This is a genomic window from Planococcus halocryophilus, from assembly GCF_022489025.1.
In the GTDB taxonomy this organism is placed as follows: Bacteria; Bacillota; Bacilli; order Bacillales_A; family Planococcaceae; genus Planococcus; species Planococcus halocryophilus_A.
This window is the reverse complement of record NZ_JAKVTG010000018.1, coordinates 1-14,759: the sequence shown is the minus strand read 5'-3', so window position 1 is coordinate 14,759 and position 14,759 is coordinate 1. Positions and strand designations below refer to the sequence as shown.

Genomic DNA, 14,759 nt, shown 5'->3' with positions numbered 1-14,759 from the left:
GTAAAAGTAATGACAATGACAGATCCGATTGCAGATATGCTGACACGCATTCGTAATGCAAACATGGTTCGTCACGAAAAATTAGAGCTTCCGGCTTCTAATGTGAAAAAAGACATCGCTGAAATCCTTAAGCGTGAAGGTTTCGTTCGTGACGTAGAATATGTTGAAGATGATAAACAAGGCATGATCCGGATTTTCCTTAAATACGGAGCTAACAACGAACGCGTTATTACTGGATTGAAACGTATTTCAAAACCAGGATTACGTGTTTACGCTAAAACTAACGAGGTGCCACGTGTACTAAACGGTCTTGGAATCGCTTTAGTCTCAACATCACAAGGTTTAGTAACTGATAAAGAAGCCCGCGCGAAACAAATCGGCGGAGAAATCATAGCATACGTTTGGTAATAAGCAACAAACGAATGGAGGTGCAAAAGAATGTCACGTGTAGGTAAAAAACCAATTGAGGTTCCTGCAGACGTTACAATTACTCTTGGAGACAAGAATGCTGTAACTGTTAAAGGACCTAAAGGCGAGTTAACTCGCGAATTCCATAAAGATATTACAATCGCTCTAGAAGATAACGTGCTAACATTGACACGTCCTTCAGATTCTAAAGACCACCGCACAAACCACGGTACAACTCGTGCTTTGCTTGCAAACATGGTTACTGGAGTTTCAGAAGGATTCTCACGCACACTTGAATTAGTGGGTGTAGGTTACCGTGCTCAGTTGCAAGGTGAAAAATTGGTTCTTAACGTAGGCTACTCTCACCCGGTTGAATTCATACCGGAAAACGGAGTTACAGTTGAAGTTCCAGCTAACACTAAAGTTATTGTTAAAGGTATCGATAAAGAACGTGTTGGAGCTCTTGCTTCGAACATTCGCCAAGTACGTCCACCAGAGCCATATAAAGGCAAAGGTATCCGTTACGAAGGAGAAGCAGTTCGTCGTAAAGAAGGTAAAACAGGTAAATAATGCTGCTTAGGCAGGCTGAAAGGAGTGACCTCAGTGATTACGAAACTCGATAAAAACGCATCTCGTAAAAAACGTCATGCACGCGTACGTTCTAAAATTTCGGGTACAGCACAACGCCCACGTTTAAACGTATTCCGTTCAAATAAATACATTTACGCTCAATTGATCGACGATATGAATGGCGTTACACTTGCAAGTGCATCATCTATGGAGAAAGATTTTTCTGTAGAATCTACTGGCAACGTGGAAGCAGCAACTAAAGTCGGCGAAACAATCGCAAAACGCGCTACTGAAAACGGCTTGAAATCGGTTGTATTCGACCGCGGTGGTTATTTATATCATGGACGTGTAAAAGCGTTAGCAGAAGCTGCACGTGAAAATGGTTTACAATTTTAAAAGAAGGAGGGACACATTTCATGCGTCGTATTGATCCAAACAAACTTGAACTTGAAGAACGCGTAGTTACGATTAACCGCGTAGCGAAAGTTGTAAAAGGTGGACGTCGTTTCCGTTTCTCCGCATTAGTTGTTGTAGGCGACAAAAATGGTAATGTTGGTTTTGGTACTGGTAAAGCTCAAGAAGTTCCAGATGCTATCCGCAAAGCTATTGAAGATGCGAAGAAAAACCTTATTGAAGTACCAATGGTTAAGGGTACAACTCCACACTTAGTAATCGGTCGTTTTGGTGCAGGCCAAATCTTAATCAAACCTGCTTCTCCGGGTACTGGTGTAATTGCTGGCGGACCTGTTCGTGCGGTACTTGAATTAGCTGGGGTACAAGATATTTTATCTAAATCTCTAGGTTCAAGCACACCAATCAACATGGTACGTGCAACTATTAACGGTTTAACTCAATTGAAAAGTGCTGACCAAGTTGCAAAACTTCGCGGTAAATCAATAGAAGAACTGTTAGGATAGGAGGGAAAATCACATGGCAACTAAATTGGAAATTACCCTCACAAAATCTGTGATTGGCGCTAAACCGTCACAACGTAAAACTGTTCAGTCATTAGGATTGCGCAAAATGCATCAAACTGTTGAGCACCAAGACAATGCAGCCGTTCGCGGAATGATTGATAAAGTCGCTCACTTAGTAACTATTAAAGAAGTTTAATTACGGATTTCTATAGAAGGAGGTGCCAACCAAATGAAACTTCATGAATTAAAACCGGCAGAAGGTTCACGCAGCTCGAGAAAGCGTATCGGACGCGGTATCGGTTCAGGTACTGGTAAAACAGCAGGTAAAGGTCATAAAGGTCAAAACGCACGTTCAGGCGGCGGTGTTCGTCCTGGATTTGAGGGTGGTCAAAACCCATTATTCCGTCGTTTACCAAAACGTGGATTTACCAACATTAACCGTAAAGACTATGCAGTCGTGAATGTGGAAGTGTTAAATCGTTTCGACGAAGGCACAGAAGTAACACCTGCATTGTTGATTGAAACAGGTGTTGTGAGCAACGAACGTTCTGGAATCAAAATTCTCGGCAATGGTAGCTTAGAAAAGAAATTGACAGTAAAAGCTCACAAATTCTCTGGATCAGCTAAAGAAGCGATCGAAGCTGCCGGCGGACAAACCGAGGTGGTTTAATGTTTCAGACAATCTCTAATTTTATGCGCGTGACTGATATTCGAAATAAAATATTCTTTACATTATTGATGCTCATCATTTTCCGTATTGGAACTTTTGTTCCAGTACCGAATGTTGACGCTTCGGTTTTGCAAGCTACTGACCAGATGGGTCTGGTTGGATTCTTAAATACTTTCGGTGGAGGTGCCCTTGCTAACTTTTCGATTTTAGCGATGGGAATTATGCCATACATTACCGCATCAATCATCGTGCAATTATTGCAGATGGATGTTGTACCGAAATTTGCAGAGTGGGCGAAACAAGGAGAAGTCGGAAGACGGAAACTTGCTCAATTCACTCGCTACTTCACAATCGTTCTTGCCTTTATTCAAGCAATCGGTATGTCTTATGGGTTTAACCAAATGTACGGAGGTTCTTTAATCCAGAACGACACGATTTCAACTTACGTTGTCATCGCCATTGTATTGACTGGGGGTACAGCGTTTCTACTGTGGCTTGGTGAGCAGATTACGGCAAAAGGTGTGGGGAACGGTATTTCGATTATCATCTTCGCAGGGATTGTCGCTGCAATACCAGGTGCTATTAACCAATTATATGCACAGCAGATTCAAGGGGCTGGAGATCAGCTTCCAATCAATATTGCCATCATGGCATTGCTTGCATTAGCAGTTGTTGCCATTACGGTTTTGGTCATTTACGTTCAACAAGCGTTGCGTAAAATACCAATTCAGTATGCAAAACGAGTTGCTGGCCGTGGCCAGACAACAAGTGGGCAGCAAACGCATTTACCTTTGAAAGTGAACGCGGCCGGAGTTATACCGGTAATCTTTGCAGTAGCGTTTATTATTACGCCACAAACTATTGCTTCTTTCTTTGGTGCCAACGCGTTTACAGAAGCGATTCAGAATACGTTTGATTATACGCGCCCAGTCGGCATGATTATTTATGTCGCTTTGATCGTAGCATTTACGTATTTCTACGCATTTATTCAGGTTAATCCTGAAAACGTGTCGGATAACTTGAAAAAGCAGGGTGCATATATTCCGGGAATCCGTCCGGGTAAAAATACGCAGGATTATTTAACAAGTGTGTTATATCGATTGACATTCGTTGGCGCTATCTTCCTGGCAATTATTGCTGTTCTTCCGATTTTCTTCATTAACGTAGCTAATTTACCGCAATCGGCGCAAATCGGTGGAACAAGTCTTTTGATTGTTGTAGGTGTAGCACTAGAAACGATGAAACAATTAGAATCACAACTTGTAAAACGTCATTACAAAGGCTTTATGAAATAATCAGTGGGATATTAAGGGACGTGAAAGCGTCTCTTGTCCAATTGTTTGAGGGGGAAAACGTATGAATATCGTATTAATGGGTCTACCGGGTGCCGGAAAAGGTACTCAAGCAGACGAAATTGTTAAGAAGTACGACATCCCTCATATTTCTACAGGTGATATGTTTCGCGCTGCTATAAAAGGCGGAACGGAACTGGGCTTGAAAGCAAAGTCATTCATGGATCAAGGTGCTTTAGTGCCTGATGAAGTGACAATCGGCATTGTCCGAGAGCGACTAAGTGAGAAGGACACGGAGAAAGGCTTCTTATTAGATGGCTTTCCACGTACTGTCCCTCAAGCTGAAGCGTTAGAATCTCTTCTGGCCGATCTTGATAAGCGAATCGAGCATGTCGTAAATATCCAAGTCGAACAAGACGAATTGATTGCACGTTTAACAGGCCGATGGATCTGTAAAGTTTGTGGAACTGCTTACCATACTGTGTTTAACCCACCAGCAACAGCTGGAGTGTGCGACAAAGATGGTGGAGAACTCTACCAGCGCGAAGATGATAAGCCTGAAACGGTCACTAAGCGTCTAGAAGTAAATATGCAACAAACACAGCCGCTTCTTGATTTCTATGAAAGCAAAAACGTGCTGGAAAATATAGATGGACAGCAGGATATCAAAAAAGTATTTGCTGACATTGATGCTCTTCTAAAGGGCGACCGAGGATAATCCCCGGCGCCGGGCGCAGTTAGTTGCCTCCATGTGGCTTTAAGGAGCACCGGAGATATGAATTTTCGAGAGCTGCAAAAGCATACAAGGCTCAGGATATGAACGTCGATGTAAACGCACTTTAGTGCAATTATTTATCGAAACTAGTATAATGGGTTTCGTGGAAGCATCTGTGTAACGGGTTTGGAACTCATCCAAGGCAGTCCGGGCAGTCGAGGATACATGAGACAGACTGGCTTTGCTGGATTAATGCCGCCCCGCTAATCTGCGGAGCTCGGATAATGTCTTTCAAATGTCACTCATGCATTTCTCGTGAATGAATGTACTACTACTATTCAATCAGCAAATACTGTTTGAAGATGAGATCCTGATTTGTATACAGAAGGGAGACTGGGTCGATGGCGAAAGACGATGTAATCGAAATCGAAGGAACTGTCGTTGAGACTTTGCCTAACGCGATGTTTAAAGTGGAATTGGAAAACGGTCATACGATTCTTGCGCACGTATCAGGCAAGATTCGCATGCATTTCATCCGCATTCTGCCAGGAGATAAAGTGACAGTGGAACTTTCTCCTTATGATTTAACACGCGGTCGTATCACATACCGTTTTAAATAATCTTTTGCACTCCGGACTACTAAGGAGGTTGGGTTAGATGAAAGTGAGACCATCTGTAAAACCGATCTGTGAAAAATGTAAAGTTATTCGCAGAAACGGTAAAGTAATGGTAATCTGTGAAAATCCGAAACACAAACAAAGACAAGGCTAATATGAAGGAGGTGCATCGCACACATGGCACGTATTGCTGGTGTTGACATTCCGCGCGATAAACGCGTTGTTATTTCATTAACATATATTTTCGGTGTTGGTAAAACAACTGCTCAGAAAGTTCTTTCTGCTGCTAGTATCTCTGAAGAAACACGAGTTCGTGATCTTACAGAAGATGAGTTGAACAATATCCGTGAACAATTAGATCAATACAAAATCGAAGGTGACCTTCGCCGTGAAGTTTCAATGAACATCAAACGCTTGATGGAAATTGCTAGCTTCCGAGGAATTCGCCATCGTCGTGGACTACCTGTTCGCGGACAAAATACGAAGAATAATGCGCGTACGCGTAAAGGTCCTCGTAAAACTGTAGCTAACAAGAAAAAATAATCAGTAAAGGAGGTTTCTTCTTAACATGGCACGTAAACAACAAACTCGTAAGCGTCGTGTGAAAAAGAATATCGAATCTGGTATTGCTCACATCCGCTCAACATTTAATAACACAATCGTTACTATCACTGATATGCAGGGTAACGCTGTTTCATGGTCAAGTGCAGGTGCATTAGGATTTAGAGGTTCACGTAAATCTACTCCTTTCGCTGCTCAAATGGCTGCTGAAGCTGCTGCTAAAACATCAATCGAACACGGTCTTAAAACTCTAGAAGTTACAGTTAAAGGTCCTGGTTCAGGACGTGAAGCTGCTATCCGTGCGCTTCAAGCTGCTGGACTAGAAGTTACAGCGATTAAAGATGTAACTCCAGTACCTCATAACGGTTGCCGTCCGCCAAAACGCCGTCGCGTATAATCGTTAATCTGAATAGGATTTTTGAACATCACGACTTACTGGATGGGTTCTGAATCGTAGCGAAAGTCTGTGACTATCGAATTCTTGATGAAACGAAAAAAAACCGACGTTTTGAAGGAGGGTAAAATGAATGCTTGAAATAGAAAAACCAAAGATTGAAACGGTTGAGATCGATAATAATGCCAAGTTTGGTAAATTTGTTATTGAACCTCTTGAGCGTGGATATGGAACCACTTTAGGAAACTCCTTACGTCGAATCTTACTTTCATCTTTACCTGGCGCAGCTGTTACTTCTATTCAAATTGATGGCGTACTACACGAATTCTCCACTGTTGAAGGTGTAGAAGAAGATGTAGCAACAATTATTTTGAATATCAAGAAGCTTGCTTTGAAAATTTACTCTGACGAAGAAAAAGTCATTGAAATTGATGTAAAAGGTGATGGAACGGTTACGGCTGCAGATATCACGCACGATAGTGACGTGGAAATTCTGAATCCGGATCTATATATTGCAACAATCGCTAAAAATGGTCACTTACGTATGCGTATGTATGCGAACAGAGGCCGTGGATATGCTCGTGCAGATCAGAACAAACGTGAAGATCTTCCGATTGGCGTTATCCCGATTGACTCTATTTACACTCCAGTTTCACGCGTTAATTTCCAAGTGGAAAACACTCGTGTGGGTCAACTAGCTCATTTTGACAAATTATCTCTTGATGTTTGGACAGATGGCAGCATTGGTCCAAAAGAGGCAATTGCACTAGGGGCAAAGATTTTTACTGAGCATTTAAATATCTTCGTAGGATTAACTGATGAGGCACAAACGGCTGAAATCATGGTTGAAAAAGAAGAAGACCAAAAAGAGAAAGTATTAGAGATGACTATCGAAGAACTTGATCTTTCGGTTCGATCTTACAACTGTTTAAAACGTGCGGGTATCAACACGGTACACGAACTGGCAAGCAAGTCGGAAGACGACATGATGAAAGTACGCAACCTCGGACGCAAATCACTTGAAGAAGTTAAAGTGAAGTTGGAAGATTTAGGCCTTGGCCTTCGTAAAGAAGACTGAGAGTTAAGATCGGATCCGAACTATTGAACAAAGGAGGGAAACTTCAATGAGAAAGCTTCAACGTACAAGTTCTCAACGTAAAGCACTATTACGTGACCTTACAACAGACTTAATCGTACATGAACGCATTCAAACGACTGAAGCTCGTGCGAAAGAAGTGCGTTCGACTGTAGAAAAAATGATTACACTTGGTAAACGTGGAGATCTTCACGCTCGCCGTAAAGCAGCAGCATGGATGCGCCGTGAGTTGGTAACAACTGCAGACGCTGAAGGCAACGAAACTACAACTTATGCATTGCAAAAATTGTTTGATGATGTTGCACCACGTTACGCTGACCGTCAAGGCGGTTACACACGCATTATGAAAATGGGGCCTCGTCGCGGAGATGGCGCACCTATCGTTATTATCGAATTGGTTTAATCACTTGAAGGGGGTTAATAGCCCTCTTCTTTTAACATTATGATTTATACGACAATATGAAAAGCTGAGTGTTATGATGAGCGAGCCGAAAGGCGGCGTCTCGTCTAGCTCTACGCACCTCATTCAACCCTGGCTTAAGCAACCGGGGAAGCCATAGAGACAGAAAAGCGCATTTCTCTGAATGAGGTGCGCGCTTTTTTTATTTATTTACCGTTTTACAAACGCGCATAAAAACCAGTAGAGTAGAGATGAGAAGAGCAAAGCACGTGTTAGAGGAGGTCAGTTTAGATGAATTCGATTATTTTGTCATTCGAAAATGTGACATTTACATATATGCAAGAAGACGAGTCGGTAAAACCGGCCGTAAAAGATTTGTCGTTTTCCATTCAAGATGGAGAGTGGATTGCCTTAGTGGGCCATAATGGTTCAGGGAAATCGACTATCGCCAAATTAATGAATGGCTTATTGTTTCCACAGATTGGTAAAGTGGAAGCGATGGGGAAATTAATGACAGAAGAAAGTTTATGGGATATCCGTTCTCAGATGGGCATGGTATTTCAAAATCCAGACAATCAATTTGTAGGAGCGACGGTTCAAGATGATGTAGCTTTTGCGTTAGAAAATAATGGTGTACCACATGAAGAAATGGTGGTTCGTGTAAAAGAGGCTCTGCAACAAGTAAAAATGGCAGATTACCTCGATCATGAACCCCATCATTTATCAGGTGGCCAAAAGCAACGTGTGGCAATCGCAGGTGCGCTTGCGATGCGCCCGCGGCTGTTGATATTAGATGAGGCAACATCTATGCTCGACCCTCAAGGCCGTATGGAAGTGATTGAGACCATTCGTGAACTTCGAAAAGCAACAGGGTTGACGGTCATCTCCATTACGCATGATTTAGAAGAAGCGGCGCTCGCTGATCGTATTTTGGTAATGAATGCAGGCGAGAAACAATTAGAAGGCAAGCCGGAAGCTGTATTTCGTTCAGGTAACGAATTAACGAACTTAGGATTAGATTTGCCATTTTCAATGCGCATGACACATTTATTGCGCGAAGTTGGTGTTGAGCTACAAGGGGAACATATGACAGAAGACGAATTGGTGGATGAACTATGGACATTTTACTCCAGGAAGTAGGATATAGTTACGCAAAAGATACGCCGTTTGAAAAACGAGCTTTAACGGATGTATCGCTGCATATCCCTTCTGGTTCCTATACTGCAATTATTGGCCACACCGGATCTGGCAAATCGACGGTTCTTCAGCATTTAAATGCGTTGTTAAAACCAACAGAAGGTTCGGTCATGATTGGTGAGCGTAAAATCAAAGCGGGAGTGAAAGCGAAAAATTTACGTGATGTCCGTCGTCAGGTCGGGATTGTTTTTCAATTTCCTGAACAACAACTGTTTGATGAAACCGTATTAAAAGATATTATGTTCGGACCATTAAATTACGGCGTATCAGAAGAAGAAGCAAGTCGACGAGCGCATGAGCTAGTTGACCAACTAGGGTTACCGCCAGAAGTATTAACAAAATCACCGTTTGATTTGTCGGGTGGGCAAATGCGCCGTGTAGCAATTGCCGGTGTTTTGGCAATGGAACCAGATGTTTTAGTGCTTGATGAGCCAACAGCGGGACTAGATCCGCGCGGACGCCGTGAAATCATGGATTTGTTTCATAGGCTTCATATTGAAAAAGGACTGACGACAGTTTTAGTGACTCATAGCATGGAAGATGCAGCGCGTTACGCAGATAACGTTGCAATCATGCACAACGGCCGCTGTGTGGTTACAGGCGAGCCTGTAGAAATCTTTTCAAATGAAGAGCAGTTACGAGACTACCGGCTAGAACCACCACGGTCTATTCGTCTTCAACAGAAGTTCGAAGAAAAATTGGGCATTAAGCTCGATTCAATTTCATTGACGGAAGAAGCATTGGCTAAAAACATTGCGCTTGCTTTATCGGAAGGACGTGATTCCGAATGATGGAGAAAATGATTTTTGGCCGTTTTATTCCTGGAGACTCCTTGATTCATCGAATGGACCCGCGAGCAAAGATTTCGTTTGTTTTTGTCTTTATCGCTATTGTCTTTATCGCAAATAGTGCAGAAACTTACGGTATTCTACTAGGTTTTACTTTATTGGTCGTATTCTTATCTAAAATTCGCTTGTATTTTTTAATAAACGGCTTAAAACCGGTCTTTATTTTACTGATTTTCACGTTTCTTCTTCATATATTCTTTACACGCGAAGGGGAGTTATTAGTGGATATCGGGTTTATTAAAATTTACGAAGAAGGATTGCGGCAAGGGATATTCATTTCGATTCGCTTTTTAGTATTGGTATTTGTCACGAGTATTTTAACGTTGACGACCTCTCCAATTTCAATCACAGATGGCATTGAAGTGTTGCTTGGGCCATTTAAGCGAGTTAAATTGCCTGTCCATGAACTGGCCTTAATGATGTCTATTTCGTTGCGCTTTATCCCGACTTTAATGGATGAAACCGGAAAGATCTTAAAGGCACAAATGGCTAGAGGTTCAGATATCGGCTCAGGTCCAGTGAAAGAGCGTATAAAAGCAGTTGTTCCATTATTGATCCCATTGTTTGTTAGTGCCTTTAAACGAGCAGAGGACCTTGCTACGGCAATGGAAGTTCGCGGTTATCGCGGTGGCGAAGGCAGAACGCGTTATCGTCAGTTAAATTGGCGCTTAATAGATAGCTTAAGTTTAGTGGTACTGGCGGGTCTTGCGGGAATACTAGTCTATTTCCGTTTATAAGGAGAGTAATTATGAAACGATTAAAAGCGACCATTGCATATGATGGTTCGGGATTTGCAGGTTATCAAGTACAGCCCGATTCACGTACGGTACAACTTGAATTAATGAAAGTGTTAGAGACCATCCATAAAGGAAAAGTAGTTCAAGTGGTAGCGAGTGGCCGAACAGATGCTAAAGTTCATGCGACGGGTCAAGTTATTCATTTTGATACAGAATTGTCGATCCCGATAAGTGGCTGGTTAAAGGCACTTAATGTCTTGTTGCCGGAGGATATTCGGGTCAACTCGATTGAAGAAGTAGATACATCTTTTCATGCGCGTTATCATACGACGGGCAAAACATACCGTTACAAATGGGATCGCAGTCAAATCATCAGTCCATTTACGCGTAGTTTGATGGTTCATGTTAAGCAACCATTAAATGTCGAAGCTATGAAAAACGCTTCACAAGCAATCATTGGTACGCATGACTTTTCTAGTTTTTGTGCAGCCAATACAGCCGTAGTTGACAAAGTTCGAACAATAAGGCGATTAGACTTTGAAGAACACGGCAATGAGCTGCACATGATTATAGAAGGAACTGGATTTTTATACAACATGGTTCGAATTATTGCGGGGACCTTAGCGGAAGTTGGCATGGGCAGAAGAAAAGCTGAAGAGCTCGAGGAAATTGTAGCTGCAGCCGACAGAGATGCTGCTGGAATAACAGCTCCAGCTCATGGTCTTTACTTGGAAAACGTGATGTATAGGAGCTGAAGCAACTTTTCCTGGTGTTTTTAGAAAAGCCCTTGACTTTTGTTGGTTTTCGTTATAACATGATGTATGGTATTTTCATTACCCCCACGATATGCCCCGGAAGGTTATTTGTGTTAAGGGATAACGAAAAAACGGAACAGCGGAACACTGTAAATGATATTAAAAAGAGACGATTTATTAGGAGGACAATATACATGCGTACAACATTCATGGCTAAAGGTCACGAAGTAGAGCGTAAATGGTTGGTTGTCGATGCAGAAGGGCAAACTCTTGGACGTTTAGCTTCTGAAGTCGCTTCAATCTTACGTGGAAAATACAAACCAACATTCACACCAAACGTTGACACTGGTGATCACGTAATCATCATCAACGCTGAAAAGATTCACCTTACAGGTAAAAAACTTACTGACAAAATCTACTACCGTCACACACAATACACGGGTGGATTGAAACAACGTACTGCACTTGAAATGCGCACAAAATACCCAACAAAAATGCTTGAATTGGCTATTAAAGGGATGCTTCCTAAAAACTCTTTAGGTCGTCAAACGTTCAAAAAGCTACATGTCTATGCTGGCTCTGAACATAACCATCAAGCACAACAACCGGAAACTTACCAGCTTCGCGGTTAATAATTAGTAAATAAGAGGAGGATACACCTTTGGCACAAGTTCAATATATTGGCACAGGTCGTCGTAAAAACTCAACAGCTCGCGTACGTTTAGTACCGGGTGACGGCACAATTACAATTAACAACCGTGACGTAGCAGACTACGTTCCTTACGAAACATTACAACAAATCATCAAACAGCCACTAGTTGCTACGGAAACTCTAGGAAGCTACAACATCCTAGTAAACGTAAACGGTGGTGGATTCACAGGCCAAGCCGGAGCAATCCGTCACGGTATCGCACGCGCTCTACTAACTGTAGACCCTGCATTCCGTCCTGCGTTGAAATCTGCTGGGTTGTTAACACGTGACCCACGTATGAAAGAACGTAAGAAACCAGGTCTTAAATCAGCACGTCGTGCACCTCAGTTCTCAAAACGTTAATTTCGATTTTCGTTTACAAAGCACTTTCCGAAGAAATTCGGGAAGTGCTTTTTTTATTGAGGTTTTTTCGATTTATTTGAATGTAGAAATGGAAATAGGTTTTCAAATCAGAGAGCAATTAATGCTCTATTCTTATAAGGCTGAATAGATTAAAAATAGTATTTGCTGTGCTATACTTTATGTTGAGCAAAATTGATAGGGAGTGTATCGATATGTTAACTGAAGAACAAGTACGCGAATTACTCGGAACATTAGAAGATCCGTTTTTACATAGATCGTTAACGGAAACAGACGGTATTACGTCTGTAACAATCAAAGAAGAGAAAAAACACGTCAGTGTGAAAGTGGCAATTGCCAAAACGAATACACCAGAACAAATGCAACTTCAGATGAAAGTTGTCGAGGTATTAAAAGGAGCAGGAGCGGGATCTGTTGGTATCCGTTTTGAAGAGCTTCCCCCTGAAGCGTTAGCGAAGTTCCGCGGAACGGCGAACGAATCAGAAGCACAAGATTTATTGTCTCCATTAAACAAAGTAGAATTTATTTCGATCGCTAGTGGTAAAGGCGGCGTTGGTAAATCAACCGTGTCTGTCAACTTAGCGGTTGCGTTAGCGCGTCTCGGTAAAAAAGTGGGATTGATCGATGCGGATATCTACGGATTTAGTGTGCCGGATATGATGGGGATTGATAAATCACCAGTTGTTCGCGGCCAAACGATTATTCCGGTTGAGCGATTCGGCGTAAAAGTTATTTCGATGGGCTTTTTCGTAGAAGACAATATGCCAGTTGTATGGCGTGGACCAATGCTTGGGAAAGTATTGGATCAATTCTTCCGCGATGTAGAATGGGGAGAATTGGATTACCTTCTATTGGACTTACCACCGGGCACAGGAGATGTCGCACTCGACATTCACCAAATGCTGCCGGCTTCTAAAGAAATCGTTATCACGACACCGCACCCGACTGCAGCATTCGTCGCAGCACGTGCTGGAGCGATGGCAATTCAAACCGACCATGAAGTATTGGGTGTTATCGAAAACATGTCATGGTTTGAGAGCGCAGAGACTGGTAAGAGAGAATACCTCTTTGGTCAAGGAGGCGGACCAAAACTTTCAGAAGAATTACGTACACCGCTACTCGGACAGATTCCAATGGGACAGCCTGACTGGAACGAAGAAGACTTTGCTCCATCGGTCTACCTAGAAGATCATCCGACAGGGAAAATTTATGAAGACATCGCAAATCAAGTGATTAAACAATTTGCTGATAAAAAATAAAAGCTTGAACAGCCCGGAAGCCTCTATTGGTTTCCGGGCTTTTATTTTTAAGTGAGTAAATATAGGATGTGGCGATTCAGTAACAAAGCTTTGATATTCGAGGTTTGTTCACAATCTATCGGTTACAGTGAATGGATTTTTCAATAGCCGGTTGGTACAATCTTAAAAGAACTTTAAATAACGGAGGCATTCAATTGACAATACGAAACTGGGTTAAGTTTTTCTTTAAAGCTCTTTTAATAGGTGGAATTGTAACAGGGGTACTTGGATTATTCGTTCGCTGGGAAGATATATTTGCAGAACCATTTAGTAATGGACAATGGGGAGAATTTTTAGCGGGATTTGTTTGGCTAGTCATTATCGGTTTAACGATGAGTATCATTAGCCAACTCTGTTTCTTTGCTTACTTAACGGTCCACCAAATCGGGATGAACATTTTCCGCACGTTGCGCTTGTGGAACTGGGTGCAAGTTTTAATTATTGTAGTGGTTATTGCGGATTTAATTTTATTCCGCTTTGCTCCTAATGCGCAAACAGCAGAGCAAGTTTGGTTATATGGAATTCTATTGACGATTCTAATCGTTACTGGAGTTGTGACAGCTTATGTTAAAGCGAAATGGACAAACAAGGAAACGTTTATTTCTGCGTTGTTCTTTATGATTGTAATAACAACAGTAGAATGGCTTCCTGCGTTAATGGTAGAAGCAGGGAATATTGACAGCTGGGTTACGTTATTACTATTTCCATTCTTAGCGGTAAATGCTTATCAGCTTTTGATATTGCCGAAATACAACGCACAGTCGGATGTGGATCGTCAAAAACTAGAAGAGCGCCGCGCCGCAAGAAAAGTAAAAGCATAGGAAAGTTTTTTGGGAAAATCATCTGACCACTAGTTTTAGCGAAGTGGACAGATGATTTTTTGTTTTTTTAAAAGTTATCTTGTTCTTAAGAGAAGTCAGGCGGCTGTAGGGGTGGAGAACTTTCGGTAGGGTTGGGGAAATCGGAATACAGAAGGGAAAAGAGGTTTTCGAGAAAAACTTTCACGAAAGTGTTGACAGGAATATAAACATGCTTTAATATAGTAAAAGTCGCCAAGCAACAACGAACAACATAAACAAAACGGCGGCACACAACATCAACAATTTGAACCTTGAAAACTGAACAGCAAAACGTCAACAAATAGCAACGGTCGCGCAAAACGGCCCGCGCAAAACTTACTGATCAGCATTACGCAGATCAAAGCGAATCGTA

22 protein-coding genes are annotated in these 14,759 nt (G+C 42.0%); all 22 read left to right on the top strand.

Annotated elements, in window-relative coordinates; genetic code table 11:
* The first annotated feature begins 9 nt into the window (after positions 1 to 9).
* The 22 genes from rpsH to MLE13_RS15545 all read left to right on the top strand — a co-directional run bounded on the left by rpsH (position 10) and on the right by MLE13_RS15545 (position 14,368).
* Positions 10 to 408 carry a 30S ribosomal protein S8 gene (gene rpsH / locus MLE13_RS15650; protein ID WP_006828942.1) on the top strand — a complete coding sequence of 133 codons (399 nt, stop codon included), beginning with the start codon at positions 10 to 12 and terminating at the stop codon, positions 406 to 408.
* 30 nt (positions 409 to 438) lie between these two features.
* Positions 439 to 978 (top strand): 50S ribosomal protein L6, encoded by a 540-nt coding sequence (gene rplF / locus MLE13_RS15645; protein WP_240750662.1) that lies wholly within the window; start codon positions 439 to 441, stop codon positions 976 to 978.
* 33 nt (positions 979 to 1,011) lie between these two features.
* Complete coding sequence (gene rplR, locus MLE13_RS15640; protein ID WP_240750660.1) at positions 1,012 to 1,374, top strand: 50S ribosomal protein L18; 363 nt, start codon at positions 1,012 to 1,014, stop codon at positions 1,372 to 1,374.
* 20 nt (positions 1,375 to 1,394) lie between these two features.
* A complete protein-coding gene (gene rpsE / locus MLE13_RS15635) occupies positions 1,395 to 1,895 on the top strand; it encodes a 30S ribosomal protein S5 (RefSeq protein ID WP_008497444.1) in 501 nt (166 codons plus the stop codon).
* A gap of 13 nt (positions 1,896 to 1,908) precedes the next feature.
* A complete protein-coding gene (gene rpmD, locus MLE13_RS15630) occupies positions 1,909 to 2,091 on the top strand; it encodes a 50S ribosomal protein L30 (RefSeq protein WP_008497445.1) in 183 nt (60 codons plus the stop codon).
* A gap of 33 nt (positions 2,092 to 2,124) precedes the next feature.
* A complete protein-coding gene (rplO, locus tag MLE13_RS15625) occupies positions 2,125 to 2,565 on the top strand; it encodes a 50S ribosomal protein L15 (RefSeq protein WP_008432523.1) in 441 nt (146 codons plus the stop codon).
* Entirely contained in the window at positions 2,565 to 3,860 is a 1,296-nt protein-coding gene (gene secY, locus MLE13_RS15620; RefSeq protein ID WP_240750658.1) for a preprotein translocase subunit SecY, read from the top strand. The genes rplO and secY overlap by 1 nt, the downstream gene beginning before the upstream one ends.
* Positions 3,861 to 3,921: 61 nt before the next feature.
* Positions 3,922 to 4,575: an adenylate kinase gene (locus tag MLE13_RS15615; protein ID WP_008497447.1), complete on the top strand. Its 654-nt coding sequence runs from the start codon at positions 3,922 to 3,924 to the stop codon at positions 4,573 to 4,575.
* Positions 4,576 to 4,973: 398 nt separating this feature from the next.
* A complete protein-coding gene (infA, locus tag MLE13_RS15610) occupies positions 4,974 to 5,192 on the top strand; it encodes a translation initiation factor IF-1 (protein ID WP_006828950.1) in 219 nt (72 codons plus the stop codon).
* A gap of 37 nt (positions 5,193 to 5,229) precedes the next feature.
* The gene (gene rpmJ / locus MLE13_RS15605; RefSeq protein WP_006828951.1) at positions 5,230 to 5,343 is read left to right on the top strand and encodes a 50S ribosomal protein L36; all 114 of its coding nucleotides are present in this window, start codon (positions 5,230 to 5,232) and stop codon (positions 5,341 to 5,343) included.
* A gap of 23 nt (positions 5,344 to 5,366) precedes the next feature.
* Positions 5,367 to 5,732 carry a 30S ribosomal protein S13 gene (gene rpsM, locus MLE13_RS15600; RefSeq protein WP_240750657.1) on the top strand — a complete coding sequence of 122 codons (366 nt, stop codon included), beginning with the start codon at positions 5,367 to 5,369 and terminating at the stop codon, positions 5,730 to 5,732.
* Positions 5,733 to 5,757: 25 nt separating this feature from the next.
* On the top strand, positions 5,758 to 6,147 hold the full coding sequence (rpsK, locus tag MLE13_RS15595; protein WP_008497448.1) for a 30S ribosomal protein S11: 390 nt from the start codon (positions 5,758 to 5,760) through the stop codon (positions 6,145 to 6,147).
* 130 nt (positions 6,148 to 6,277) lie between these two features.
* Positions 6,278 to 7,222 (top strand): DNA-directed RNA polymerase subunit alpha, encoded by a 945-nt coding sequence (locus tag MLE13_RS15590; RefSeq protein ID WP_008432529.1) that lies wholly within the window; start codon positions 6,278 to 6,280, stop codon positions 7,220 to 7,222.
* A gap of 46 nt (positions 7,223 to 7,268) precedes the next feature.
* Positions 7,269 to 7,643 (top strand): 50S ribosomal protein L17, encoded by a 375-nt coding sequence (rplQ, locus tag MLE13_RS15585; protein WP_008432531.1) that lies wholly within the window; start codon positions 7,269 to 7,271, stop codon positions 7,641 to 7,643.
* A 288-nt stretch (positions 7,644 to 7,931) separates the two neighbouring features.
* Positions 7,932 to 8,780, top strand: coding sequence for an energy-coupling factor ABC transporter ATP-binding protein (locus MLE13_RS15580; RefSeq protein WP_240750656.1), 849 nt, complete (start codon positions 7,932 to 7,934; stop codon positions 8,778 to 8,780).
* A complete protein-coding gene (locus MLE13_RS15575; protein ID WP_240750654.1) occupies positions 8,756 to 9,628 on the top strand; it encodes an energy-coupling factor ABC transporter ATP-binding protein in 873 nt (290 codons plus the stop codon). The genes MLE13_RS15580 and MLE13_RS15575 overlap by 25 nt, the downstream gene beginning before the upstream one ends.
* Positions 9,625 to 10,422, top strand: coding sequence for an energy-coupling factor transporter transmembrane component T family protein (locus MLE13_RS15570; RefSeq protein ID WP_240750652.1), 798 nt, complete (start codon positions 9,625 to 9,627; stop codon positions 10,420 to 10,422). Before MLE13_RS15575 ends, MLE13_RS15570 begins: the two co-directional genes overlap by 4 nt.
* Positions 10,423 to 10,433: 11 nt before the next feature.
* Positions 10,434 to 11,177 carry a tRNA pseudouridine(38-40) synthase TruA gene (truA, locus tag MLE13_RS15565; RefSeq protein ID WP_240750651.1) on the top strand — a complete coding sequence of 248 codons (744 nt, stop codon included), beginning with the start codon at positions 10,434 to 10,436 and terminating at the stop codon, positions 11,175 to 11,177.
* A 194-nt stretch (positions 11,178 to 11,371) separates the two neighbouring features.
* Positions 11,372 to 11,809: a 50S ribosomal protein L13 gene (gene rplM, locus MLE13_RS15560; protein ID WP_008497451.1), complete on the top strand. Its 438-nt coding sequence runs from the start codon at positions 11,372 to 11,374 to the stop codon at positions 11,807 to 11,809.
* 29 nt (positions 11,810 to 11,838) lie between these two features.
* Positions 11,839 to 12,231 carry a 30S ribosomal protein S9 gene (gene rpsI / locus MLE13_RS15555; RefSeq protein WP_008432543.1) on the top strand — a complete coding sequence of 131 codons (393 nt, stop codon included), beginning with the start codon at positions 11,839 to 11,841 and terminating at the stop codon, positions 12,229 to 12,231.
* Positions 12,232 to 12,443: 212 nt separating this feature from the next.
* Entirely contained in the window at positions 12,444 to 13,508 is a 1,065-nt protein-coding gene (locus tag MLE13_RS15550) for an Mrp/NBP35 family ATP-binding protein (protein ID WP_240750650.1), read from the top strand.
* A 194-nt stretch (positions 13,509 to 13,702) separates the two neighbouring features.
* The gene (locus MLE13_RS15545; protein ID WP_240750649.1) at positions 13,703 to 14,368 is read left to right on the top strand and encodes a KinB-signaling pathway activation protein; all 666 of its coding nucleotides are present in this window, start codon (positions 13,703 to 13,705) and stop codon (positions 14,366 to 14,368) included.
* Positions 14,369 to 14,759 lie beyond the last annotated feature (391 nt).